Origin of the sequence: Ostreiculturibacter nitratireducens, assembly GCF_032670585.1 — a bacterium.
Taxonomy (GTDB): Bacteria; Pseudomonadota; Alphaproteobacteria; order Rhodobacterales; family Rhodobacteraceae; genus Ostreiculturibacter; species Ostreiculturibacter nitratireducens.
Window position 1 is genome coordinate 458643 of sequence record NZ_JAVQHL010000003.1, and the last position, 23514, is coordinate 482156.

The 23514-nt window shown below is 64.9% G+C and carries 19 protein-coding genes, 1 tRNA gene and 1 pseudogene; 6 read left to right on the forward strand and 15 right to left on the reverse strand.

The genetic code is table 11. The features are described 5' to 3' along the window. Nucleotides 1-9: 9 nt before the first annotated feature. From rpsL to ABCN56_RS16710, 12 genes are all read right to left on the reverse strand, one after another. Complete coding sequence (gene rpsL / locus ABCN56_RS16655; protein ID WP_343081945.1) at nt 10-381, reverse strand: 30S ribosomal protein S12; 372 nt, start codon at nt 379-381, stop codon at nt 10-12. Between the two features lie 379 nt (nt 382-760). Further along, nucleotides 761-1678, reverse strand: a complete 918-nt coding sequence (locus tag ABCN56_RS16660; RefSeq protein WP_343081946.1) for a DMT family transporter — start codon at nt 1676-1678, stop codon at nt 761-763. Nucleotides 1679-1802: 124 nt separating this feature from the next. Continuing rightward, the gene (gene rpoC / locus ABCN56_RS16665; protein ID WP_343081947.1) at nt 1803-6044 is read right to left on the reverse strand and encodes a DNA-directed RNA polymerase subunit beta'; all 4242 of its coding nucleotides are present in this window, start codon (nt 6042-6044) and stop codon (nt 1803-1805) included. 47 nt (nt 6045-6091) lie between these two features. Beyond that, the gene (gene rpoB / locus ABCN56_RS16670) at nt 6092-10225 is read right to left on the reverse strand and encodes a DNA-directed RNA polymerase subunit beta (RefSeq protein ID WP_343081980.1); all 4134 of its coding nucleotides are present in this window, start codon (nt 10223-10225) and stop codon (nt 6092-6094) included. Nucleotides 10226-10457: 232 nt separating this feature from the next. Beyond that, the gene (gene rplL, locus ABCN56_RS16675) at nt 10458-10838 is read right to left on the reverse strand and encodes a 50S ribosomal protein L7/L12 (RefSeq protein ID WP_343081948.1); all 381 of its coding nucleotides are present in this window, start codon (nt 10836-10838) and stop codon (nt 10458-10460) included. Nucleotides 10839-10905: 67 nt separating this feature from the next. Further along, a complete protein-coding gene (gene rplJ / locus ABCN56_RS16680; protein ID WP_343081949.1) occupies nt 10906-11421 on the reverse strand; it encodes a 50S ribosomal protein L10 in 516 nt (171 codons plus the stop codon). Nucleotides 11422-11698: 277 nt separating this feature from the next. Then, on the reverse strand, nt 11699-12397 hold the full coding sequence (rplA, locus tag ABCN56_RS16685) for a 50S ribosomal protein L1 (RefSeq protein WP_343081950.1): 699 nt from the start codon (nt 12395-12397) through the stop codon (nt 11699-11701). A gap of 3 nt (nt 12398-12400) precedes the next feature. Then, nucleotides 12401-12829 carry a 50S ribosomal protein L11 gene (gene rplK, locus ABCN56_RS16690; protein ID WP_343081951.1) on the reverse strand — a complete coding sequence of 143 codons (429 nt, stop codon included), beginning with the start codon at nt 12827-12829 and terminating at the stop codon, nt 12401-12403. Between the two features lie 96 nt (nt 12830-12925). After that, nucleotides 12926-13459, reverse strand: a complete 534-nt coding sequence (gene nusG, locus ABCN56_RS16695; RefSeq protein WP_343081952.1) for a transcription termination/antitermination protein NusG — start codon at nt 13457-13459, stop codon at nt 12926-12928. A 195-nt stretch (nt 13460-13654) separates the two neighbouring features. Next, on the reverse strand, nt 13655-13840 hold the full coding sequence (gene secE, locus ABCN56_RS16700) for a preprotein translocase subunit SecE (RefSeq protein WP_343081953.1): 186 nt from the start codon (nt 13838-13840) through the stop codon (nt 13655-13657). Between the two features lie 241 nt (nt 13841-14081). Continuing rightward, a tRNA-Trp gene (locus ABCN56_RS16705) sits at nt 14082-14157 on the reverse strand. A gap of 109 nt (nt 14158-14266) precedes the next feature. Beyond that, the gene (locus ABCN56_RS16710; RefSeq protein WP_343081954.1) at nt 14267-14695 is read right to left on the reverse strand and encodes a c-type cytochrome; all 429 of its coding nucleotides are present in this window, start codon (nt 14693-14695) and stop codon (nt 14267-14269) included. 203 nt (nt 14696-14898) lie between these two features. Between ABCN56_RS16710 and ABCN56_RS16715 the strand changes: the two genes are divergently transcribed. Then, nucleotides 14899-15672: an MBL fold metallo-hydrolase gene (locus tag ABCN56_RS16715; protein WP_343081955.1), complete on the forward strand. Its 774-nt coding sequence runs from the start codon at nt 14899-14901 to the stop codon at nt 15670-15672. A 115-nt stretch (nt 15673-15787) separates the two neighbouring features. On the opposite strand, the gene tuf is transcribed toward ABCN56_RS16715, so the two are convergent. Continuing rightward, nucleotides 15788-16963 carry an elongation factor Tu gene (gene tuf / locus ABCN56_RS16720; RefSeq protein ID WP_343081942.1) on the reverse strand — a complete coding sequence of 392 codons (1176 nt, stop codon included), beginning with the start codon at nt 16961-16963 and terminating at the stop codon, nt 15788-15790. 104 nt (nt 16964-17067) lie between these two features. Beyond that, the gene (locus tag ABCN56_RS16725) at nt 17068-17700 is read right to left on the reverse strand and encodes a hypothetical protein (protein WP_343081956.1); all 633 of its coding nucleotides are present in this window, start codon (nt 17698-17700) and stop codon (nt 17068-17070) included. A gap of 93 nt (nt 17701-17793) precedes the next feature. Between ABCN56_RS16725 and ABCN56_RS16730 the strand changes: the two genes are divergently transcribed. Next, on the forward strand, nt 17794-19155 hold the full coding sequence (locus ABCN56_RS16730; protein ID WP_343081957.1) for a cytochrome P450: 1362 nt from the start codon (nt 17794-17796) through the stop codon (nt 19153-19155). Between the two features lie 75 nt (nt 19156-19230). On the opposite strand, the gene parC is transcribed toward ABCN56_RS16730, so the two are convergent. Further along, nucleotides 19231-21468, reverse strand: a complete 2238-nt coding sequence (gene parC, locus ABCN56_RS16735; protein WP_343081958.1) for a DNA topoisomerase IV subunit A — start codon at nt 21466-21468, stop codon at nt 19231-19233. A gap of 121 nt (nt 21469-21589) precedes the next feature. On the opposite strand from parC, the gene ABCN56_RS16740 reads away from it, so the two are divergent. The 4 genes and pseudogenes from ABCN56_RS16740 to ABCN56_RS16755 form a co-directional block, all read left to right on the forward strand. Continuing rightward, nucleotides 21590-22414, forward strand: a complete 825-nt coding sequence (locus ABCN56_RS16740) for an SDR family NAD(P)-dependent oxidoreductase (protein WP_343081959.1) — start codon at nt 21590-21592, stop codon at nt 22412-22414. 74 nt (nt 22415-22488) lie between these two features. Continuing rightward, on the forward strand, nt 22489-22698 hold the full coding sequence (locus ABCN56_RS16745; RefSeq protein ID WP_343081960.1) for a twin transmembrane helix small protein: 210 nt from the start codon (nt 22489-22491) through the stop codon (nt 22696-22698). Further along, nucleotides 22698-23270, forward strand: coding sequence for a cob(I)yrinic acid a,c-diamide adenosyltransferase (locus ABCN56_RS16750; protein ID WP_343081961.1), 573 nt, complete (start codon nt 22698-22700; stop codon nt 23268-23270). Before ABCN56_RS16745 ends, ABCN56_RS16750 begins: the two co-directional genes overlap by 1 nt. 121 nt (nt 23271-23391) lie before the next feature. Next, a pseudogene (locus ABCN56_RS16755) lies at nt 23392-23514 on the forward strand (electron transfer flavoprotein subunit beta/FixA family protein); the annotation flags it as partial.

Genomic DNA, 23514 nt, shown 5'->3' on the forward strand with positions numbered 1-23514 from the left:
CGCCTCTCCTTACTTCGGACGCTTCGCGCCGTATTTCGAACGACGCTGGCGGCGGTCTTTGACGCCCTGCGTATCGAGAACACCGCGGAGGATGTGGTAACGGACGCCCGGAAGGTCTTTCACCCGGCCGCCACGGATCAGGACAACGGAGTGCTCCTGAAGGTTGTGCTTCTCGCCGGGGATGTAGCTGATCACCTCGTAGCCGTTGGTCAGACGCACCTTGGCGACCTTCCGCATGGCCGAGTTCGGCTTCTTCGGCGTCGTGGTGTAGACGCGCGTGCAGACGCCACGCTTCTGCGGGCAGGATTCCAAGTGCTGCGACTTGGACTTTCGGACGTTCGGCTGCCGCGGCTTGCGGATCAGCTGTTGGATCGTTGGCATGCACGTTCCTCGTGTTGCAACTTCGTCAATACTCGCACCCGACCGGATGCGCCGCTTCTCGACGGTGCCTTGTGCCTTCACAAAACACCAAAACCGCATTCGTCCCCTGCGCGGGGACGACGCGGTGGAATTCCAGAGGATCGGGGCTTTAGCGCCCGGATCGTGACCACTTCAATTTTGATACCCGAGCAGACATGGATTTCCCCATAGCTCGAGTGGGCGCCGTATAGGGGGAGTCGCGGGGCTTGTCAACAAGGCCGCTCTCTCACTGCGCCCTTGATGGCACAATGGCCGCTTGAGCGCGACAGCCAGGTCCGAGACGTCATCGTTCACGCCGAATTCCCCCGCGGACCCAGCGTGGCGATGCCCCAGCGGGCCGTCAATCGGCCCCTCGTGCGACGGAAATGGCCGCCGCCGCTGCGGCGCGCTTCGCCACGGTGCGTTCGCGGTAGAAGGTGTAGATGCCCGTGGCAACGACGATCAGGGCGCCGGCCATCGTCCATCCGCCCGGCAACTGACGGAAGATGAGCCAGCCAAGGATCAGCGCGAAGACCAGCGCGGTGTAGCGGAACGGGGCAATGACGCCGATTTCGCCAATCCGCATCGCCGCGACGATGAAGAGATAGCCCGCGATGAGGAAGACGGACGCAGCCGCGATGGCGGCCGCTTCCCGCAGGCCGACCGGCTCCCAGCCGGAGAAGGGGACGATCAACAGGGCCAGGCCCGTCACGGCGGTCGCGGCGTGGAAAGCGACGGTCACGGCATTCACCGCAGGCGAGAGCTGGCGCGTGGACAGGTCGCGCACGACCACGATCAGAACGCAAAGGACTCCGACCGCCGCCCAGATCGTGAAGCTCTCGGTTCCGGGCTTCACGATCATCATCACGCCGATGAAACCGATGCCGATCGCGAGGATCCGGCGCCAGCCTATCCTTTCCCGAAAGATTATCGCCGCCGCCAGCGTGATGGCCAGGGGCTGCGACTGCATGATGGCCGAGAGGTTGGCGAGCGGCATGTGCATCAGCGCCGTCAGGAATGTTACGGTGCTGCCGACTTCAGCCAGCGTTCGGATCGAGATGATCACCGCGTCCCGACGCGGCAGGGCGAACTTCAGCCCGCCGAGATAGCCGGAAAAGGCCACCAGCAAGGCGATCGTGAGAAGCCCGCGCAGGAAGATCGCCTGGTAGAGGGGCATCGTCGCCGTGACCGCCTTCATGCAGGTGTCGTTCAGCGTGAAGCCGGCCATGGCGGCCGTCATCATCAGGGATCCACGCATGTTGTCGGACAGGATCTTCATGCAAACGCGCGTAGCACCCGCCAGTTGCATGCGCCAGAGGTCTTCTGTGCATCCCTGCATGCGCAAAACGAGAAGCCCCGCCGTTGCCGGCGGGGCTTCCCCGATCGCTTGTCGTCGGCAGGACTCAGTCCTGGCTTTCCGGCGTGTCCACGAGACCGGTCTCGACCTCGTCGCCCATGACCTCATCCGCAGGAGCGGCGAGCGCGGCGGCGGCTTCAGCCTCGGCGCGGCGGGCTTCGATCACGTCCTCGTCACGGTCGTGGGCAACCCTGCGCACGCGCATCGTCGCCCCGCCGGTCCCGGCCGGGATCAGGCGGCCGACGATGACGTTCTCCTTCAGGCCGACAAGCTTGTCGCGCTTGCCCTGCACGGCGGCCTCGGTGAGGACGCGCGTGGTTTCCTGGAAGGAGGCGGCGGAGATGAACGACCGGGTCTGGAGCGAAGCCTTGGTGATCCCGAGAAGGATCGGCTCGCCCTGGGCCGGGCGGCGACCGTCGGCGATCGCCTTCTCGTTGGCGTCGTCGAACTCGGCCTTGTCGACGTGCTCTCCCTTGAGCAGCGTCGTCTCGCCCGAGTCGAGGATCTCCCACTTCTGCAGCATCTGGCGGACGATCACTTCGATGTGCTTGTCGTTGATCTTCACGCCCTGCAGCCGGTAGACGTCCTGCACCTCGTCGATGAGGTAGTCGGCCAGCGCCTCGATCCCCATGATCCGCAGGATGTCATGCGGCGCGGGGTTGCCGTCCATGATGTAGTCGCCCTTCTGCACGAAGTCGCCTTCCTGCACCGGGATGTGCTTGCCCTTCGGCACCATGTATTCGACGGGCTGCAAGCTTTCGTCGGTCGGTTCGATCGCGATCCGCCGCTTGTTCTTGTAGTCCTTGCCGAACCGCACATAGCCGTCGATCTCGGCGATGATGGCGTGGTCCTTCGGACGGCGCGCTTCGAAGAGTTCGGCCACGCGGGGAAGACCCCCGGTGATGTCCTTCGTCTTCGCGCCTTCGCGCGGGATACGCGCGACCACGTCACCGGCCTTGATCTCCTGCCCGTCCTCGACGGACAGAATGGCGTCGACCGACATCGGGTAGGAAACCGGGTTGCCCTGGTCGTTCCGGACCGGGTCGCCGGTTTCCGGATCCATGACGATGATCTCGGGCTTGAGGTCCGAGCCGCGCGGAGCGGTGCGCCAGTCCGACACGATCTTCTGGGTCATGCCGGTGGCTTCGTCGGTCTCTTCGCGCACCGAGATGCCCGAAACGAGGTCGACGAACTTCGCCACACCCGCCTTTTCGGCGATGATCGGCAGGGTGTAGGGGTCCCATTCGAAGAGCTTGGCGCCACGCTTGACGTCCTGGCCGTCCTTCACGTGGATCTTCGCGCCGTAGCTCACCTTGTGGCTCGCCCGTTCCTGGCCGTTCTCGTCGATGATGGCGATCTGCATGTTCCGCCCCATGACGATCTGCTCGCCCGCGGCGTTTTCCAGAAGCATCGGGTTGCGGAACTCGATCTTGCCCTCCTGGCTAGCTTCCTGGAAGGACTGCTGACCGCCCTGCGCGATGCCGCCGATGTGGAAGGTCCGCATCGTCAGCTGCGTGCCCGGTTCGCCGATCGACTGGGCGGCGATGATACCCACCGCCTCGCCGATGTTGACGAGCGTGCCGCGCGCGAGGTCACGGCCGTAGCAGAGCGCGCAGACGCCCTCTTCGGCCTCGCAGGTCAGCGCCGAACGGATCCGGACAGAGGCGACGCCCGCGGCTTCCACCGCGTCGGCCTTGCGCTCGTCGATCAGTTCGTTGCGCCGCACCAGCACCTCGTCGGAGCCCGGCACCAGAACGTCGTCGGCCGCGACACGGCCCAGGATGCGCTCGGAAAGCGGCGAGACGACCTCGCCGTCGTTGACGGCCGCCGAGGCGGTGATCGCCCGCTCGGTGCCGCAATCCGGGATGCGAACGATGCAGTCCTGCGCCACGTCGACCAGACGGCGGGTCAGGTAACCCGAGTTCGCCGTCTTGAGCGCCGTGTCCGCCAGACCTTTCCGGGCGCCGTGGGTCGAGTTGAAGTACTCGAGCACCGTCAGGCCTTCCTTGAAGTTCGAGATGATCGGCGTCTCGATGATCTCGCCCGACGGCTTGGCCATGAGGCCGCGCATACCGCCCAGCTGCTTCATCTGCGCCGGCGAACCCCGCGCACCGGAGTGCGACATCATGTAGACCGAGTTCGGCTCGAGCTCCGCCCCGGCGTCGTCCTTCCGGACGGCCGAGATTTCGCCCATCATCGCCGCCGCGACGGCATCCGAGCACTTCGACCAGGCATCGACGACCTTGTTGTACTTCTCACCCTGGGTGATGAGGCCGTCCATGTACTGCTGTTCGAACTCCTTCACCTGCTCGCGGACCTCGTTCACGATGGTCCACTTCGTCTCCGGGATGACCATGTCGTCCTTGCCGAAGGAGATGCCGGCCTTGAAGGCTTCGCGGAAGCCCATGCCCATGATCTGGTCGCAGAAAATGACCGACTCCTTCTGGCCGCAGTAGCGGTAGACGGTGTCGATGACGTTCTGAACGTCCTTCTTCCGAAGAAGACGGTTGACCAGTTCGAACGGCGCCTTGGCGTTGAGGGGCAGCAGCGCGCCGAGGCGCACCCGGCCGGGCGTCGTCTCGTAGCGCTTGAAGACCTCGTTGCCTTCCTCGTCGATCTGCTTCACGCGGCACTGGATCTTGGCGTGCAGATGCACCTCTCCCGCGTCGAGGGCGTGCTGCACCTCGTCCACGGAGGAGAAGACCATGCCTTCGCCCTTCATGCCATCGCGCATCATCGACACGTAGTAGAGGCCAAGCACCATATCCTGCGACGGAACGATGATCGGCGCGCCGTTGGCGGGCGACAGAACGTTGTTCGTCGACATCATCAGGACGCGCGCTTCCAGCTGGGCTTCCAGCGACAGCGGAACGTGCACGGCCATCTGGTCGCCGTCGAAGTCGGCGTTGAAGGCCGAGCACACCAGCGGGTGAAGCTGGATCGCCTTGCCCTCGATCAGCACCGGCTCGAACGCCTGGATGCCCAGACGGTGAAGCGTCGGCGCGCGGTTCAGAAGCACCGGGTGTTCGCGGATCACCTCGTCGAGGATGTCCCAGACCTCCGGGCGCTCTTTTTCCACGAGCTTCTTGGCCTGCTTGACGGTCGAGGACAGACCCTTCGCCTCAAGCCGCGAATAGATGAACGGCTTGAACAGCTCGAGAGCCATCTTCTTCGGCAGGCCGCACTGGTGGAGCTTCAGTTCCGGACCGGTCACGATGACCGAACGGCCCGAGAAGTCCACGCGCTTGCCGAGAAGGTTCTGACGGAACCGGCCCTGCTTGCCCTTGAGCATGTCGGACAGCGACTTCAGCGGGCGCTTGTTGGCGCCCGTGATGACGCGGCCGCGGCGGCCGTTGTCGAACAGCGCGTCGACCGATTCCTGCAGCATCCGCTTTTCGTTGCGGACGATGATGTCGGGCGCGCGCAGCTCGATGAGCCGCTTCAGACGGTTGTTCCGGTTGATGACCCGGCGGTAGAGGTCGTTCAGGTCCGAGGTCGCGAAGCGGCCGCCATCCAGCGGAACCAGCGGACGCAGTTCCGGCGGGATGACCGGGATCACGGTCAGGACCATCCATTCCGGGCGGTTGCCGGACTCGAGGAAATTCTCGACGATCTTCAGCCGCTTGATGATCTTCTTCGGCTTCAGCTCGCCGGTGGCTTCCTTCAGTTCCTCGCGGAGCTGCTCGGCCGTGGCTTCGAGGTCGATGGCCGCCAGCATCTCGCGGATCGCCTCGGCGCCGATATTGGCGGTGAAGGCGTCAGCGCCATACTGGTCCTGCGCGTCGAGGTATTCCTCTTCGGTCAGGAGCTGGCCGTAGGAAAGATCGGTCAGGCCCGGCTCGATGACGACGTAGTTCTCGAAGTAGAGAATGCGCTCTAGGTCGCGCAGCGTCATGTCGAGCATGAGGCCGATCCGGCTCGGGAGCGACTTCAGGAACCAGATGTGCGCGACCGGGGCGGCGAGCTCGATGTGGCCCATCCGCTCGCGGCGCACCTTCTGGAGCGTCACTTCCACGCCGCACTTCTCGCAGACGACGCCGCGATACTTCATGCGCTTGTACTTGCCGCAGAGGCACTCGTAGTCCTTGATCGGCCCGAAGATACGGGCGCAGAACAGACCGTCACGCTCCGGCTTGAACGTGCGGTAGTTGATCGTTTCGGGTTTCTTGATCTCCCCGTAGGACCAGCTGAGGATGCGCTCGGGAGAGGCCAGCGAGATCTTGATCTCGTCGAAGGCCTTCGGCGCCGCCATCGGGTTGAACGGGTGTGTGGTGATTTCCTGGTTCATCTTGCGTCCTTCATGTCAGGGGATGGGGAAGTGGGGCGCGGGCGCCCTCACTCCTCCTCCGCATCCAGGAGTTCCATGTTGAGGCCGAGGCCCCGCACTTCCTTCACGAGCACGTTGAAGCTCTCCGGCACGCCGGCCTCGAAGTTGTCCTCGCCCTTGACGATGGCTTCGTAGACCTTGGTGCGTCCCGCCACGTCGTCCGACTTGACGGTGAGCATCTCCTGCAGCGTGTAGGCAGCGCCGTAGGCTTCGAGCGCCCAGACTTCCATCTCGCCGAAGCGTTGGCCGCCGAACTGGGCCTTGCCGCCCAGGGGCTGCTGCGTGACGAGCGAGTAGGGGCCGGTCGAACGGGCGTGGATCTTGTCGTCGACAAGGTGGTGAAGCTTGAGCAGGTATTTCACACCCACCGTCACCTTACGCGCGAACTTCTCGCCGGTGCGGCCGTCGAACAGGTCGGACTGACCCGACTGGTCGAAACCGGCACGCATGAGCGAGTCGTTCACGTCCGCCTCCTTGGCGCCGTCGAAGACCGGCGTCGCGATCGGCACGCCCTTCTTCACGACCTCGGCGCGCTCGACGACGGTGGCGTCGTCCAGGTCGCCGAAGGCTTCCGCGTAGACCTCGTCGCCGTAGCCGTGCTTCAGCGCATCGCGAACAGGCGTCATGTCGCCGGTGCGGCGATAGTCCTGCAGTGCATCGTCGATCCGCAGGCCCAGGCCGCGCGCGGCCCAGCCCATGTGGGTCTCGAGGATCTGCCCGACGTTCATCCGCGACGGCACGCCCAGCGGGTTCAGAACCATGTCGACCGGCGTGCCGTCCCCAAGGAACGGCATGTCCTCCATCGGGACCACCTTGGACACGACACCCTTGTTGCCGTGACGGCCGGCCATCTTGTCGCCCGGCTGCAGCTTGCGCTTCACCGCGACGAAGACCTTGACCATCTTCATGACGCCCGGAGGCAGGTCGTCGCCCCGGCGGACCTTCTCGACCTTGTCTTCGAACCGGTGCTCGAGAGCACGCTTCTGCGCCTCGAACTGGGCGTTGAGCGCCTCGACCTCCTGCGCGTCGGCTTCTTCGCCGAGCGCAAGCTGCCACCACTGACCGCGCGAGAGGCTTTCAAGAAGCGCCTCGTCGATCTTGGAGCCGGCCTTGATGCCTTTCGGACCCTTCACCGCGGTCTTGCCGAGGATCAGCGTCTTCAGACGCGCGTAGATGTTGCGTTCGAGGATCGCGAGCTCGTCGTCGCGGTCGCGCGCCAGACGCTCGACCTCTTCACGCTCGATCTGCAGCGCGCGCTCGTCCTTGTCCACGCCGTGGCGGTTGAAGACGCGCACTTCCACGACCGTGCCGAAGTCGCCCGGCGGCAGCCGGAGCGAGGTGTCGCGCACGTCCGAGGCCTTCTCGCCGAAGATGGCGCGCAGAAGCTTTTCTTCCGGCGTCATCGGGCTTTCGCCCTTCGGCGTGATCTTGCCCACGAGGATGTCGCCCGGCCCCACTTCGGCGCCGATGTAGACGATGCCCGCCTCGTCGAGGTTGCGAAGCGCTTCCTCGCCGACGTTCGGGATGTCGCGGGTGATTTCCTCGGGCCCAAGCTTCGTGTCGCGGGCGGCGACTTCGTATTCCTCGATGTGGATCGAGGTGAAGACGTCGTCGCGCACGATGCGCTCGGAGATCAGGATCGAGTCTTCGTAGTTGTAGCCGTTCCAGGGCATGAAGGCGACGATGACGTTCTTGCCGAGCGCCAGTTCGCCCATGTCGGTCGACGGGCCGTCGGCGATCACGTCGCCCTTGGCGACGCGGTCACCCACCTTCACCAGCGGACGCTGGTTGATGCAGGTGTTCTGGTTCGACCGCTGGAACTTGCGCAGACGGTAGATGTCAACGCCGGCATCGCCGATCTCGAGATCCTCGGTCGCGCGAACGACGATACGGGTGGCGTCGACCTGGTCGATGATGCCGCCGCGCTTCGCCATGATCGCCGCGCCCGAATCGCGGGCCACGATGGCCTCGATCCCGGTGCCGACATAGGGCGCATCCGCCTGCAGAAGCGGCACGGCCTGCCGCTGCATGTTCGAACCCATGAGCGCGCGGTTCGCGTCGTCATTCTCGAGGAACGGGATGAGCGAGGCGGCCACCGAAACGAGCTGCTTCGGCGAGACGTCGATGAGGTCCACGGCTTCCGCCGGGTTCAGCATGAATTCGCCGGACTGACGGGTCGAGACGAGTTCATTCTTGAACCGGCCCTTTTCGTCGAGCTGCGCGTTGGCCTGCGCCACCGTGTGCCGCATCTCTTCGGTCGCGGACATGTAGATCACGTCGTCCGTGACCTGGCCTTCCTTGACCTTGCGGTAGGGGGTTTCGATGAAGCCGTACTTGTTCACGCGTGCATAGGTCGCCAGCGAGTTGATGAGACCGATGTTCGGGCCTTCCGGCGTCTCGATCGGGCACATCCGGCCGTAGTGCGTCGGGTGAACGTCGCGGACTTCGAAGCCCGCGCGCTCGCGGGTCAGACCACCCGGCCCGAGGGCCGAGAGGCGCCGCTTGTGCGTCACTTCCGACAGCGGGTTGGTCTGGTCCATGAACTGCGAAAGCTGCGAGGAACCGAAGAACTCGCGCACGGCCGCCGCGGCGGGCTTCGCGTTGATCAGGTCCTGCGGCATGACCGTGTCGATCTCGACCGAGGACATGCGCTCCTTGATCGCGCGCTCCATGCGCAGCAGGCCGACGCGGTACTGGTTTTCCATGAGTTCGCCGACCGAGCGCACCCGGCGGTTGCCGAGGTGGTCGATGTCGTCGATCTCGCCCTTGCCGTCGCGGAGTTCGACCAGCGCCTTGATGCAGGCGATGATGTCTTCCTTGCGCAGCGTGCGCTGCGTGTCCGGCGCGTCGAGGTCGAGGCGCATGTTCATCTTCACGCGGCCCACGGCCGAAAGGTCATAGCGCTCGCTGTCGAAGAAGAGCCCGTCGAACAGCGTCGAGGCGGCCTCGACCGTCGGCGGCTCGCCCGGGCGCATGACCCGGTAGATGTCCATGAGCGCCTGGTCGCGGTTCATGTTCTTGTCCGCGGCCATGGTGTTGCGGATGTACGGGCCGACGTTGACGTTGTCGATGTCGAGGACCGGGATCTCGGTGATCCCGTTGTCCAGGAGCACCTTCAGCGTGCCGCCGGTCACTTCGCCGTCCTTGTCGACGGTCTGGGTGAGCTCGTCGCCGGCCTCGACATAGATCGCGCCGGTTTCCTCGTTGATGATGTCCTTGGCGACGTAGCGGCCGAGGATGTGGTCGAAGGGCACCAGAAGCTCGGTGACCTTGCCCTCGTCGATGAGCTTCTTGACCATGCGCGGCGTGACCTTGTCGCCCGCCTTGCAGATCACTTCGCCCGTGGCGGCGTCGACCAGGTCATAGGTCGGGCGCGTGCCGCGGACGCGCTCGGGGAAGAACCTGGTTACCCAGCCCTTGTTCTTCACGAGCTTGAAGTCGACGGTGTTGTAGTAGGCATCCATGATGCCTTCCTGGTCGAGCCCCAGCGCATACAGGAGCGTCGTCACCGGAAGCTTCCGGCGGCGGTCGATACGCGCGAAGACGATGTCCTTGGCGTCGAATTCGAAGTCGAGCCAGGAGCCGCGGTAGGGAATGATCCGGCAGGCGAACAGAAGCTTGCCCGAGGCATGCGTCTTGCCCTTGTCGTGATCGAAGAACACGCCCGGGGAGCGGTGCATCTGGCTGACGATCACCCGTTCGGTGCCGTTCACGATGAAGGTGCCGTTGGGCGTCATCAGAGGCATGTCGCCCATGTAGACGTCCTGTTCCTTGATGTCCTTCACCGAGCGCGCGCCGGTGTCCTCGTCGACATCGAACACGATCAGGCGCAGCGTGACCTTCAGCGGCGCCGAATAGGTCATGTCGCGGCTCTGGCACTCTTCCACGTCGTATTTCGGCTTCTCGAGCTCGTATTTCACGAATTCGAGGATCGCGTTCTCGTTGAAGTCCTTGATCGGGAAGACCGACTGGAAGACTCCCTGGATTCCCTCGCCGTCGGAGGGCTTCTGACCGTCGCCTGAATTCAGGAACAGGTCGTAGGAGGATTTCTGAACCTCGATGAGGTTCGGCATCTCCAGGACTTCGCGGATCTTGCCGTAGTACTTGCGGATGCGCTTCTGGCCAACGTAGCTCTGAGCCATGCTCGTCGTCACCTTTCGTCTCTTCGCGGGGGCGTCCCGTCGGGCCACGGGGCGCGCCGCTTGCGAATGAAGGGAGGGGGTTCCATTCATGCGGACCGTCCCACCGGCCCACTCCCGAACCTCGAACCTCACCTTGGGCAGACCCGGACCGCATCCGGGCCTCTCCAAGACAGGTTCGGCTGGGCCCGGATTTTGCCCGGACCCAGCCCTCTTCCACGTCCAGGACGCGGAATTACTTCAGCTCGACCTTGGCGCCAGCCGCTTCGAGCTTCTTCTTGATGTCCTCGGCTTCGGCCTTCGGCGCGGCTTCTTTCACCTTGCCACCGGCTTCCACGAGGTCTTTGGCTTCTTTCAGGCCAAGACCGGTGATCGCGCGAACTTCCTTGATCACGTTGATCTTGTTGGCGCCGGCGTCGGTCAGGACGACGTCGAACTCGGTCTTTTCCTCTTCGGCAGCGGCAGCAGCGCCAGCAGCCGGACCAGCCGCCATCATGACAGCGCCGCCAGCGGCGGGCTCGATGCCGTACTTGTCCTTGAGGATGGTTTTCAGTTCCTGCGCTTCGAGGAGCGTCAGGCCGACGATTTCTTCGGCAAGTTTGTTCAGATCAGCCATTTTTCTCATCCGTTCTCATATGGTGTTCCAACGTCGAGGTTTCGACCCCCACGAAGGCACTGATTGCTCACGCGGCTTCCCGCTCTTCCAGAGTGGAAAGGATGCCCGCGATGTTCGAAGCAGGTGCGCCAATGGCCCCGGCGATGTTCGAAGCGGGGGCGCCGATGCAGGACACGATCTGAGCGATGAGCTCTTCACGCGACGGCATGGCGGCCACGGCTTTGACACCGGCCGGATCCAGCGCCGTATCGCCCATGGCGCCGCCGAGAATCGCGAACTTGTCGTTCTTCTTGGCATAGGCGTCCGCGACCTTCGCAGCAGCGACAGGGTCCTCGGAATAGGCGAGTACGGTCATGCCCGTGAGAAGCTGGCCGATGCTTTCGCAGGGCTTGCCTTCAAGGGCGATCTTGGCGAGCCTGTTCTTGGCGACGCGGACGGACCCGCCTGCGGCACGCATCTCCGCGCGCAGGTCCTGCATCTGAGCAACCGTCATGCCTTCGTAGTGGGCAACCACCACGACGCCAGAGCTTTCGAAGATCTGGCCGAGTTCCTCGACCACTTTCTCTTTCTGGGCTCTATCCACGGTTTCACTCCAAGTGTGGGGGTTTCCCCCCGGCTCAAGTTTGCTCCCGGCCGACCTCCAACTCGGCGGAGGCCGGAAGCGTTCGGGTCCGCGATGGTCCCGAGGCCAGATCGCCCGAGGTGAACCCCGGTAATGGTCTCGTTCCCCATCTCAGGCAGGATTTATGGGATCGCTCCCACCCGCCGTCTCGGACAGGACGGGGCGTTTCCGCCCCGCCATTCCCAAAGCCCGAAGGCCCGGGGAATTTCATGGGTGGGCGCCGGGCCCACCCGTTCAATCAGTTCCCGGTCGCCGACGCCAAGTCGAGCGACACGCCCGGACCCATGGTCGAGGACAGCGACACCTTCTTGACATAGGTGCCCTTCGCTCCCGAGGGCTTCGCGCGCGAGACGGCGTCCACGAAGGCGCGGACGTTCTCGGCGAGCTTCGCCTCGTCGAACGAAACCTTGCCGATGCCGGCATGGATGACGCCGGCCTTCTCGACCTTGAACTGGACTTCGCCGCCCTTCGCCGCCTGAACGGCAGCCGCGACGTCCATGGTCACCGTGCCGACCTTCGGGTTCGGCATCAGGTTGCGCGGGCCCAGCACCTTGCCCAGACGGCCGACGAGCGGCATCATGTCCGGGGTGGCGATGCAGCGATCGAACTCGATCTTGCCGCCCTGCACGGTTTCCATCAGGTCTTCCGCACCGACGATGTCCGCGCCGGCGGCCTTGGCTTCGTCAGCCTTGGCGCCACGGGCGAACACGGCCACGCGCACCGTCTTGCCGGTGCCGTTCGGCAGCGTGACGACGCCGCGGACCATCTGGTCGGCGTGACGCGGGTCGACGCCGAGGTTCATCGCGATTTCGAGCGTCTCGTCGAACTTGGCCGCAGCCGTGCTCTTGATCAGCTTGACGGCTTCCTCGACCGAGAGGTTCGACTTGCCTTCGAAGGCGGCGCGAGCGGCCGCAGTGCGTTTAGCGAGCTTGGCCATGTCTTACCCCTTCACCTCGATGCCCATCGAACGGGCCGAGCCGAGGATGATCTGCATTGCAGCCTCGACGTCGTTGGCCGACAGGTCCTTCATCTTGGCTTCGGCGATCTCGCGGATCTGAGCCACGGTCACCGCGCCCGCCGTGTCGCGGCCGGGCTTCTTCGAGCCGGACTGCAGCTTGGCGGCCTTCTTGAGGTAGTAGGACGCCGGCGGCGTCTTCATCTCGAAGGTGAAGGACTTGTCCGCATAGTAGGTGATGATGGTCGGAACCGGCGAGCCGGGCTCCATTTCCTGCGTCTTGGCGTTGAACGCCTTGCAGAATTCCATGATGTTGATGCCGCGCTGACCCAGCGCCGGACCGATCGGCGGAGACGGGTTTGCCTGCCCCGCTTTGACTTGCAGCTTCAGCTGCCCGATTACCTTCTTGGCCATAAGGGCCTCTCCTTTGTCACCCGCCCCGCGAGGGGCCTTGGTTTAGTGGTCCGGTCCGCGGGGCCCAAGCCCCGCTCGCCTCCCACGGCTCACACGTCAGGCACCCTTGGACACCTGCGTGAATTCCAGTTCGACCGGCGTCGCGCGGCCGAAGATCGACACGGTCACCTTGAGGCGGCTGTTCTCTTCGTCCACCTCTTCGACCATGCCGCTGAAACCTTCGAACGGACCGTCGGTCACGTTGACCTGCTCGCCGATGTCGAAGTGGATCAGGCTGCGCGGCGCCTCCTGGCCTTTCTCGACCCGGTTCAGGATCGCGTTCACCTCGTCGTCGCGCATCGGCATCGGCTTGCCCTGCGGGCCGAGGAAACCGGTCACGCGGTTGATCGAGTTGATCAGGTGATACCCCCGGTCGGACATGTCCATCCGCACGAGCACGTAACCCGGCATGAAGCGGCGCTCGGACGTCACCTTCTTGCCGCGACGAACCTCGATCACCTCTTCGGTCGGCACGAGAACCTCTTCGATCTCGCCCTCGAGACCCTGGTCAGCCACGGCCTGCTTGATCTGTTCGGCGACTTTCTTCTCGAAGTTCGAGAGAACGCTCACCGAATACCACCGCTTCGCCATGCTAGCCCGACCTCTTGAGACCGACGGCGAGCCGCCGGAGATTCCGTTATTCAGCGCGCGCCTGTACGCGCTTGCCCGAACAAAAAACAGCGCGCATCACCCGAATCGATGCACGCCGGTTCCATATTGACGCGCCCCCTCTACAGGCGATGGCCTTGGTTTTCAAGTCCGGAAAGGGCGCTTGCCGCTCGGGGATCAGACCCCGAGAACCACGTTGAGCCCCTGGCGGATGATCAGGTCCACCAGGAAGAAAAAGACCGATGCGAGGGAAGCCATGAGAAACACCATGACCGTGGTCAGGACGACCTCGCGGCGGGTCGGCCACACGATCTTCGCGACCTCGGAACGGACTTGCTGGATGAATTGAAGGGGATTCGCCATCTATCTCGTCTCGCGTTCCGGGCCTGCTTCCGACCGGGGCGAGATACGCTGCCCAGAGGGGAATTTCAAGCGCAAGCGGGAAAGACTGTCGCCAACGTGACTTTTTCATGCGCAGGGAACCGGTGAAGTGGCCGCAACCCTTGCCCCGCAAGCCTTCGCAGGATTGCGCCATGCGGTTCCTGCGGCCAGTTTCGGACCGGGCGGCCACGGATTGTGCAAACGAACCATGTCTGGATGGGCCTGGCAGGGGCAGCAGGACTCGAACCCGCGACCCTCGGTTTTGGAGACCGATGCTCTACCAACTGAGCTATACCCCTAGGCCAGCGCCGACCTAAGCCAGCGGCGCGGCGAAATCAAGTGGGGTTTTCACGCGAAAGGAAACGGGGCGCACCGAAGCGCGCCCCGGGATGCGGCCAACGGCGCGCGTCACTGTTGCTGGAGCGTCGAGATGTACTCGGTAAGCGCAAGAATCCGGCCGCGCACGAAGGCTTCCTGATCCTGCTGGCTATACTCCCACCCGAGCGCCGCGGGCGTCTTGGCGGCATAGCGCTGACCCCAGGCGGGCATTTCGGTGGTGCCATGCGCTCCGACCTGGACGGTTCCATCGATGACGCCATAGACGCGGGCGAAGGGGAATACGCCGCCGTTGGCCTGCTGCAGCACGGTCAGGTCCGGCGCGGCGGTATTCAGGAAGCCGGCCATCACGCCGTCACCCTTCCCCCCTGCGCCGTGACACTGGGCGCAACTGTTCATGAACTCTATTTCGCCCAGGCTTCCATCCTGGGCGTTGGCGGCGAACGTGAAGGTGATTGACGCAAGCGCGGCTGCAATGGCCAGCGAGCGAGATTTAGGCATGTGAGGCTCCTCCAACCTGTATCTGTCGCGCGTCAAAAGAAACGTATGCTGCCCAAGCCAATATCACAAGCCTTATCCCCGGCTTCGCCCGCGGAGGGAACCCAAAGCATGCCCCGGTCACGATGCTCCTTCTGGAGAGCCAGCTGAAAGCCGGGCTCCACGGGGCGTTTGACTTGACGGGCAATCACTGTAGCCTGAGGGATATGAAGATCCGGCTGCTCTGCGAAAACTCCGCCTGCGGCCTTGTGTGGCAGGCAGAGTGGGGTTTCTCGGCACTGATCGAGCATGGTGGCGAGAATATCCTGTTCGATACGGGCTATTCGGATGTCTGGCTGCGCAACTCGGACATCGCAGGCATCGATCTCGACGATGTCGACGTCATCGCACTGTCGCATTTTCACGACGATCACACGCGCGGGCTGTTGTCCCACCGGTTCAAGGAAAGGAAACGTGTCGTTTGCCACCCGAGGGTTCTGACCGAGTCATACGACTCCGACGACCCCGGTGCGATGCAGGACTATCGGGACATTCGCGCGAAACTGGCTTCTGACTTCGAGGTCGAAACGACGCGCGCGCCGCTGGAACTCGCTCCGGGAGCGTTCTTTCTGGGCGAGATCCCGCGCGTCACCCCGTTCGAACGCGGCACGTGCTTCGACGACCCGATGGAGGACGACACCGCCCTGGCGTTCAGGACGGACAAGGGCGCGGTTGTGGTTTCCGGATGCTCCCATGCAGGGATATGCAACATCGCCATCCGCGCGAAGGAAGTGACCGGACAGCATCTCCACGCGGTCATAGGTGGCTTCCACATGATGAAGGCCGAGGACCCGCCGATCGATGAAACGATCGACTGGTTCATGCAGGAGAAGGTGGAGCGCCTCCTGCCGATGCATTGCGTGGAGTTCGAATATCTCGTCAAATTCCATGCCGCCTTCGCCATGCCGACGGTGGGAGCGGGGGATCTCATCGAGATATAGCGGCGCCCCTGGTCAGCCATCCGCTCGCGATAGCGGGATACGGCTCCAGGACGCGGAAAAGAAAAAGGCGCGGACAGTTCCCTGCCCGCGCCTTCGAAGATCGCTCCGGACGAGATTACTCGATGATTTTGGAGACGACGCCTGCGCCGACGGTGCGGCCGCCTTCACGGATGGCGAAGCGGAGCTTCTCTTCCATCGCGATCGGGGCGATCAGCTCGACCTCGAACTTCAGGTTGTCGCCCGGCATCACCATCTCGGTGCCGGCCGGAAGCTTCACCGTCCCGGTCACGTCCGTCGTGCGGAAGTAGAACTGCGGACGGTAGTTCGCGAAGAACGGCGTGTGGCGGCCGCCTTCCTCCTTCGTCAGGATGTAGGCTTCGGCCTCGAACTTCGTGTGCGGCTTCACCGAACCCGGCTTGCAGAGAACCTGACCACGCTCGACGCCGTCACGGTCGATGCCGCGCAGCAGCGCGCCGATGTTGTCGCCGGCCTCACCGCGGTCCAGGAGCTTGCGGAACATCTCGACGCCCGTGCAGGTCGTCTTCTGCGTCGCGCGGATGCCCACGATCTCGACTTCGTCGCCGACGTTGATCACGCCGCGCTCGACACGGCCGGTCACAACCGTGCCGCGGCCCGAGATCGAGAACACGTCCTCGATCGGCATCAGGAACGGCTGGTCGACAGGACGCGCCGGGGTCGGGATGTAGCTGTCGACGGCGTCCATCAGGGCGCGGATCGAGTTCTCGCCGATCTCCGGATCGCGGCCTTCAAGAGCGGCCAGCGCCGAACCCTTGATGATCGGGATGTCGTCGCCCGGGTATTCGTAGGACGACAGAAGCTCGCGCACTTCCATCTCGACGAGCTCGAGGAGCTCCTCGTCGTCAACCTGGTCGACCTTGTTCAGGTAGACGACCATGTAGGGAATGCCAACCTGACGGCCGAGCAGGATGTGCTCGCGCGTCTGCGGCATCGGGCCGTCGGCCGCGTTCACCACGAGGATCGCGCCGTCCATCTGCGCCGCGCCCGTGATCATGTTCTTCACGTAGTCGGCGTGGCCGGGGCAGTCGACGTGCGCGTAGTGGCGGTTCGCCGTCTCGTATTCAACGTGCGCCGTCGAGATCGTGATCCCGCGCGCCTTCTCTTCCGGCGCGGCGTCGATCATGTCGTACGCCTTGAACTCCCCGAAATACTTCGTGATCGCAGCCGTCAGCGTCGTCTTGCCGTGGTCAACGTGGCCAATCGTGCCAACGTTCACGTGCGGTTTCGTCCGTTCAAACTTTGCCTTTGCCATCTCGCGGGCGCCTCATGGTTCGGGGGTTCCTGGGAACCCGGGTTCAACACCGCGCGCTGCGTAGCCACAGCGGCGGGAAAAATCAAGCGGCAGTTGGACTGCGATCAGTTTGCCGGTTCTGGGGCGGAAACGGTCTCGGGCGGACCCGCCGCAGCGGCGCGCGCGGCGACCGCTTCGGGCGTGAACCAGGCCTTGTTCTCGACCAGCCAGGCCTGGATCGCACGGGCCGCGGAGGCGGACAGGTTCCGCATCTGGGTATCGCCGCTTTGGGTCAGGCCGGAGCCGATGAAGGTCCTGGGCGAACTCTTCTCGAAGACGGTGATCTGCTTCGGCACCGCGTTGATCTTGCGCTGCGCGGTGTCGTCCCAGACGTTGGCGCTGACCACGAGCACGGATTTCGGGTTAACGACCAGCGGAACGCCCGGAATCGCGAGAGCGTAGGCATCGACGGCGATGCCGAGGTGGTAGAGCTTCTCCCCATCGTAGCGGCCGACGCGCTTGTCGATCTCTTCCTTCAGAACCGCCTGCCATTCCTCGGGCGTCGCCTGCCGCGACGGGCCGGCCTGCTTGGCGTTCTCCGCCACGATGATCGTGTAGCCGAGGGCGAAATCGCCGATCGGCGGCGGCGGCCTGGTCAGATCCTCCTTGGCGCAGGCCGCAAGGAGCAGCGCCGCAGCGACGGCGGTGATCGAACGGAGCAGGCGGGCGGTGCGGGGCATGAGCAGCGTCTCCTTCATGGATTTGCCATAGCGCGACAGGGCAGGTCATGCAATCGCCGGGCTTTGCCGGGGCGCCGATGGGCCTATATCCTTGGCCGGAAGGAGACTGCGATGAACATTTCCGCGAGCCCCGAACTTCCGGTCCAGGTGCCCCTCGTCACCCAGCCCTGGGGAATCTGGCAGACGTTGAAGGTGGCGCGGCGGAACCTGCTCGAGCTGATCCCGGAAATCGCGCTCAGGCAGCCGATGGTGTCGGGCAAGACCGGAAAGCGCTGGCACATGGTGATGGACCCGGGCGCGCTCCGCCGCATCCTCAAGGAGGCCTTGGAGGATTATCCGAAATCCGACGTGACCAAGCTGATCCTCGGGCCCGCGATCGGCGACAGCCTCTTCATCGCGGAAGGGGCCGAGTGGCGATGGCAGCGGCGCGCCGCGGCGCCCGCCTTCGCCGCGCGGAACGTCGAGGCGCTCGCCCCCGTGATGACCGCGGCGGCGGAACGCGCGGCGGAGCGGATCGCGGCGGCCGAAGGGCGGGCGGCGAATCTCTACGACGAGATGGTTACGGCGACCTTCGAGGTCATCTCGGACGTGACTTTCTCGGGCGACGAAGGATTCGACCGGGCCGCCGTGCACCAAGCGATCGACGCCTATATCGGCCAGACGGCGAAGGTGTCGCTGCTGGACATCCTCGGTGCGCCGGGATGGGTGCCGCGGCCGCAGCGTCTCGTTTCCGCGCAAGCGATGCGGGACATGAAACGGATGGCCGACGGCGCGATCGAGGCGCGGCGCAGCGCCGGTCCGCGCGAGGTGCCCGATCTCCTCGACCTCCTCCTCGTCGCCGAGGACCCGGAGACGGGGCGGAAGATGGACACGGGCGAGCTGCGCGACAACCTTCTGACCTTCATCGTCGCGGGGCACGAGACGACGGCGCTGACGCTGTCCTGGGCACTCTACCTCTGTGCCTTCGATCCCGCCGTGCAGGAACGTGCGCGGGAGGAGGCGCGCGGGGCGCTCGGCGACCGTGCGGCAACGGTCGCGGATCTGCCGAAACTGGGCTACGTGCGTCAGATCGTGGACGAGGCGCTGCGGCTCTACCCGCCGGCGGCCTTCCTGTCGCGAACGGCCTTGAGGCACGACACGCTCTGCGGCCGCGACATCCAGCCCGGCGACACCGTGATGTTGCCCATCTACGCTCTGCACCGGAGCCACCTGCACTGGAAAGACCCACACCGCTTCGATCCGGACCGCTTCGAGGACCTGAAGGCGATCGACCGCTACGCCTACCTGCCCTTCGGCGCCGGGCCGCGCATCTGCATCGGCGCCTCCTTCGCGCTGCAGGAGGCGGTGATCATCCTCGCGACACTGCTTGCGCAGTTCCGGTTTTCCCGTGTGCCAGGGCGGGACCCCAAGCCGGTGATGATCGTCACACTGCGGCCAGAGGGCGGTGTCTGGCTGATGGTCGAGAAGGTCTGACTGCGGTTTCCGGTTCGCGGCCGCCGCGGGGCGAAGGGCCTTGAGCCTGACCGGGGCGGCGTCAACCGCCCGGCCTCAGTTGAACCGGTTGTCGCGCGGGAAGCCGCGCGGGGCCATCCGGCCCGCGCTCGCGCGCTTGCCGAACCACTCGGTGAGGTCGGATTCCGTCCGCGTCCTGCCCGCCGGATCCTTCCAGGAAAGCCCGTCGGCGAGCGTGAAGGTCGTGGCGTCCGAAAGGCCGCCATCCTTGTATTTCTGAAGCCTGACGCCCTTGCCGCGGCTCATCTCCGGAAGTTCTTCGAGCGGGAAGACCAGGACCTTGCGGTTCTCGCCCACCACCGCGACGTGGTCGCCGGTGACGGGCCGGCAGACCCGCGCCTTCGCCCCCTCGCGGAGGTTCAGCACGACTTTCCCTGCCCGCGTCTGCGCGAGGCATTCATCGGCGGGCACCACGAACCCGTCGCCATCCGTCGAGGCGACGAGGTATTTCTCGCCCGCGCGGTGGATGACGAGGTCCACGATGTCGGCCTCGTTCGGCAGGTCCACCATCAGGCGCACGGGCTCGCCCATCCCGCGCCCTCCGGGCAGGTTCGCGCCGGTCAGCGTGTAGACGCGGCCATTCGTGCCGAACAGGAGGATCCGGTCGGTCGTCTCGGCATGGAAGGTAAAACGCCCCTCGTCGCCGTCCTTGAACTTCACCTCGGCGTCGAGCGGCTGGTGACCCTTCATCGCGCGGATCCAGCCCATCTTCGAGCAGATGACGGTGATCGGCTCACGCTCGATCATCGCCTCGAAGGGCACCTCCTCGACCTCGCCGGCCTCGGCGAAGCTGGTGCGCCGCGCGCCGCCGGGGGCATTCTTGCCGAAGGCCTTCTGGACGTCCTTCAGTTCCGTCCCGATCCGCTTCCACTGCAGCGCCTCGGAGGCGAGAAGGTCCTCGAGGTCGGCGCGCTCTATCAGAAGGTTGTCACGCTCCTTGCGCAGCTCCATCTCCTCGAGCCGGCGGAGGCTCCTGAGGCGCATGTTGAGGATCGCCTCGGCCTGAACGTCGGTCAGTTCGAATTCGGCCATCAGCACGGGCTTCGGCTCGTCCTCGGTCCGGATGATCGCGATCACGCGGTCGAGGTTGAGATAGGCGATGATGTAGCCTTCGAGGACCTCGAGCCGATGGTCGATCTTGTCCAGCCGGTGTTGCGAGCGGCGCAGGAGCACCGCGCGGCGATGATCGAGGAAGGCGCGGAGCACCTCCTTCAACGAGCAGACCTTGGGCACGCGCCCGTCAATCAGCACGTTCATGTTGAGCGAGAACCGCACCTCCAGGTCGGAGTTGCGGAAGAGCATGCCCATGAGGAGTTCCGGATCGACCGTGCGGGCGCGCGGCTCCAGGATGATCCGCACGTCGTCGGCGCTTTCGTCGCGCACGTCGGCCAGAAGCGGCACCTTCTTGGTCTGGATGACCTCGGCCAGACGCTCGATCAGCTTCGACTTCTGCACCTGGAACGGGATTTCGGTCACGACGATCTGCCAAGTGCCGCGGCCGAGATCCTCAACCTCCCAGCGGGCGCGCAGGCGGAAGGCGCCGCGGCCGGTGCGGTAGGCTTCGAGGATCGATTCGGGTGGTTCGACGATCACGCCGCCGGTCGGGAAATCCGGGCCGGGTATGTATTTCACCAGCGTCTCGTCGCGGGCGTCCGGCGCGTTGATCAGATGCAGGCAGGCGTCGATCAGTTCGTGCAGGTTGTGCGGCGGGACGTTCGTCGCCATTCCGACCGCGATCCCGGAGGCACCGTTCGCCAGAAGATTCGGGAAGGCGGCGGGAAGGACGACGGGTTCCTCGAGCGTTCCGTCATAGTTCGGGCGGAAGTCGACCGCGTTCTCCGCGAGCCCCTCCATCAGCGCCTCGGCGGCGGCGGTGAGGCGCGCCTCGGTGTAGCGCGAGGCGGCCGGGTTGTCGCCGTCGATATTGCCGAAGTTCCCCTGCCCGTCCACGAGCGGGTAGCGCATGTTGAAGTCCTGCGCGAGCCGCGCCATCGCGTCGTAGATCGCCGCGTCGCCGTGGGGGTGGTAGTTCCCCATGACGTCGCCCGAGATCTTCGCCGATTTCCGGAACCCCCCGGTGGACGAGAGCTTCAGCTCCCGCATCGCGAAGAGAATGCGGCGGTGCACGGGCTTCAACCCGTCGCGCGCGTCCGGCAGCGCCCGGTTCATAATCGTCGAGAGCGCGTAGGTCAGATACCGCTCCCCGATCGCGCGGGATAGCGGTTCGGCGACCGTCGTGGGCTCCATATTGGTATCGTCGGACTTGTCGGACATGGATGTTGTGTAAATCGCGGGCGGGTCCCGGTCCAGCGCGAATTCGCCCGAGTCCCCATCGTGGGGTTTGCGCGCGGCGCGAAAAGGGCCTAGCGAGAAGGCGCAAATCGGAAGGGCGGCAATGAAATCGATCCTGATTACCGGCTGTTCGAGCGGCATCGGCCATGACGCCGCGCATGGGCTGAAACGCGCGGGCTGGCGGGTCTTCGCGACCTGCCGGAAGCCTGAGGACTGCGCGAGGCTCGAGGCGGAGGGGCTCGAAAGCTTTCCCCTCGACTACGCCGATGAGGCAAGCATCGAGGCGGGACTGGCCGAGGCGCTGTCGCGCACGGGGGGAACACTCGACGCTCTCTATAACAACGGCGCCTTCGCCTGCCCCGGCGCGGTCGAGGACCTGCCGCGCGGTGCGCTCAGGGAAATCTTCGAAACGAACCTCTTCGGGGTCCATGACCTCACACGGCGGGTGATACCTGTCATGCGTGCGCAGGGGCACGGGCGGATCGTGAACTGCTCCTCCGTCCTCGGCCTCGTCGCGATCCGCTGGCGCGGGGCCTATGTCGCGACGAAATTCGCGATGGAGGGCCTCACGGATGTCCTGAGGCTGGAGCTTTCCGACACGCCGATCAGGGTGATCCTGATCGAGCCGGGGCCCGTCACGTCGAAGATCCGCGTGAACTCCATCCCGCATTTCGAGAAATGGATCGACTGGGAGAACAGCGCGCGGGTCGAACAATACCGCGCGAGCCTCCTGAAGCGCCTCTACGAAAAGCGTGGACCGGACCGCTTCGAACTGCCCGCCTCGGCCGTCACCGAAAAGATCCTGCGCGCGCTCGAATCGCGGAACCCGAAGCCCCGCTACTACGTGACCACCCCGACCTACATGATGGGCGCGCTGAGGCGCGTCCTTCCGGGCCGCGTGCTCGACTGGGTCCTGCGCAAGGGCTGACCGTGGTTTCGGTGTTTCGGGGTTCGCTTTTTCCGCGCCCCGCATTACATGGGGCCCATCGCCCGGGGGAGATCATGGCAAAAGACCCGCTTTTCATCGTCGCTGCGCTCGCCTGCCTCGGCGTCCTGGTCATCCTGATGATCGGGATCGGCGGCTTCGCGAAGGGTGGCGACTTCAACCGCAAGCACGCGAACCGCATCATGCGCTACCGGATCATCGCGCAGGCCGTCGCGGTCGCGCTGATCCTGGCGTTCGTGGCATTTCGCCGTTCCGGAGGGGGCTGATGGTCGTTCTGAACAAGATCTACACGAAGACCGGCGACGCCGGCGAAACGGCGCTCGGCAACGGGGCGCGGGTCGCCAAGCATTCGCTGCGCGTCGCGGCCTACGGGACGGTGGACGAGGCGAATTCGGCCCTTGGCCTCGCGCGGCTCCACGCCGGGGGCGAGATGGACGCCGCGCTGGCGCGCATCCAGAACGACCTCTTCGACCTGGGGGCCGATCTCTGCCGGCCGGACATGGAACGCGACGGCGAGGCGGGATACCCCGTCCTGCGCATGGTCGAGGCGCAGGTCCACAGGCTGGAAAAAGAGATCGACGCGATGAACGCGCGGCTCCAGCCGCTCAGAAGCTTCATTCTCCCTGGCGGTTCCGCTCTTTCGGCGCATCTCCACCATTGCCGCACGGTCTCGCGCCGGGCGGAGCGTCTGACGGTGGAACTCGCCACGATGGAATCGGTGAATCAGGCTGCGGTGAAATACCTCAACCGGCTGTCGGACTGGTTCTTCGTCGCGGCGCGCATTGCCAATGACGAGGGCCGTGCAGACGTGCTCTGGGTCCCCGGCGCGAACCGCTGAACCCCTTCGCGGGCCGAAACTTGGCGTGCCTGCGACTTCCCGCGTCGATTTTGCACTGTTTTCCCCGGCGCGGAGCGGCTAACAGAGCGACCGAGAGCTTGGATTAGAGGAGTTGCTAGCCATGAAGGTCCTCGTGCCCGTCAAGCGGGTGATCGACTATAACGTGAAGGTTCGCGTGAAGGCGGACGGGACGGGTGTCGATCTCGCCAACGTCAAGATGTCGATGAACCCGTTCGACGAGATC

Bases quoted from the DNA above. Each gene is read 5' to 3' on its own strand.
- rpsL (WP_343081945.1), bottom strand. From the start codon at position 381: ATGCCAACGATCCAACAGCTGATCCGCAAGCCGCGGCAGCCGAACGTC.
- ABCN56_RS16660 (WP_343081946.1), bottom strand. From the start codon at position 1,678: ATGAAGATCCTGTCCGACAACATGCGTGGATCCCTGATGATGACGGCC.
- rpoC (WP_343081947.1), bottom strand. From the start codon at position 6,044: ATGAACCAGGAAATCACCACACACCCGTTCAACCCGATGGCGGCGCCG.
- rpoB (WP_343081980.1), bottom strand. From the start codon at position 10,225: ATGGCTCAGAGCTACGTTGGCCAGAAGCGCATCCGCAAGTACTACGGC.
- rplL (WP_343081948.1), bottom strand. From the start codon at position 10,838: ATGGCTGATCTGAACAAACTTGCCGAAGAAATCGTCGGCCTGACGCTC.
- rplA (WP_343081950.1), bottom strand. From the start codon at position 12,397: ATGGCCAAGCTCGCTAAACGCACTGCGGCCGCTCGCGCCGCCTTCGAA.
- rplK (WP_343081951.1), bottom strand. From the start codon at position 12,829: ATGGCCAAGAAGGTAATCGGGCAGCTGAAGCTGCAAGTCAAAGCGGGG.
- nusG (WP_343081952.1), bottom strand. From the start codon at position 13,459: ATGGCGAAGCGGTGGTATTCGGTGAGCGTTCTCTCGAACTTCGAGAAG.
- secE (WP_343081953.1), bottom strand. From the start codon at position 13,840: ATGGCGAATCCCCTTCAATTCATCCAGCAAGTCCGTTCCGAGGTCGCG.
- ABCN56_RS16710 (WP_343081954.1), bottom strand. From the start codon at position 14,695: ATGCCTAAATCTCGCTCGCTGGCCATTGCAGCCGCGCTTGCGTCAATC.
- ABCN56_RS16715 (WP_343081955.1), top strand. From the start codon at position 14,899: ATGAAGATCCGGCTGCTCTGCGAAAACTCCGCCTGCGGCCTTGTGTGG.
- tuf (WP_343081942.1), bottom strand. From the start codon at position 16,963: ATGGCAAAGGCAAAGTTTGAACGGACGAAACCGCACGTGAACGTTGGC.
- ABCN56_RS16725 (WP_343081956.1), bottom strand. From the start codon at position 17,700: ATGAAGGAGACGCTGCTCATGCCCCGCACCGCCCGCCTGCTCCGTTCG.
- ABCN56_RS16730 (WP_343081957.1), top strand. From the start codon at position 17,794: ATGAACATTTCCGCGAGCCCCGAACTTCCGGTCCAGGTGCCCCTCGTC.
- parC (WP_343081958.1), bottom strand. From the start codon at position 21,468: ATGTCCGACAAGTCCGACGATACCAATATGGAGCCCACGACGGTCGCC.
- ABCN56_RS16740 (WP_343081959.1), top strand. From the start codon at position 21,590: ATGAAATCGATCCTGATTACCGGCTGTTCGAGCGGCATCGGCCATGAC.
- ABCN56_RS16745 (WP_343081960.1), top strand. From the start codon at position 22,489: ATGGCAAAAGACCCGCTTTTCATCGTCGCTGCGCTCGCCTGCCTCGGC.
- ABCN56_RS16750 (WP_343081961.1), top strand. From the start codon at position 22,698: ATGGTCGTTCTGAACAAGATCTACACGAAGACCGGCGACGCCGGCGAA.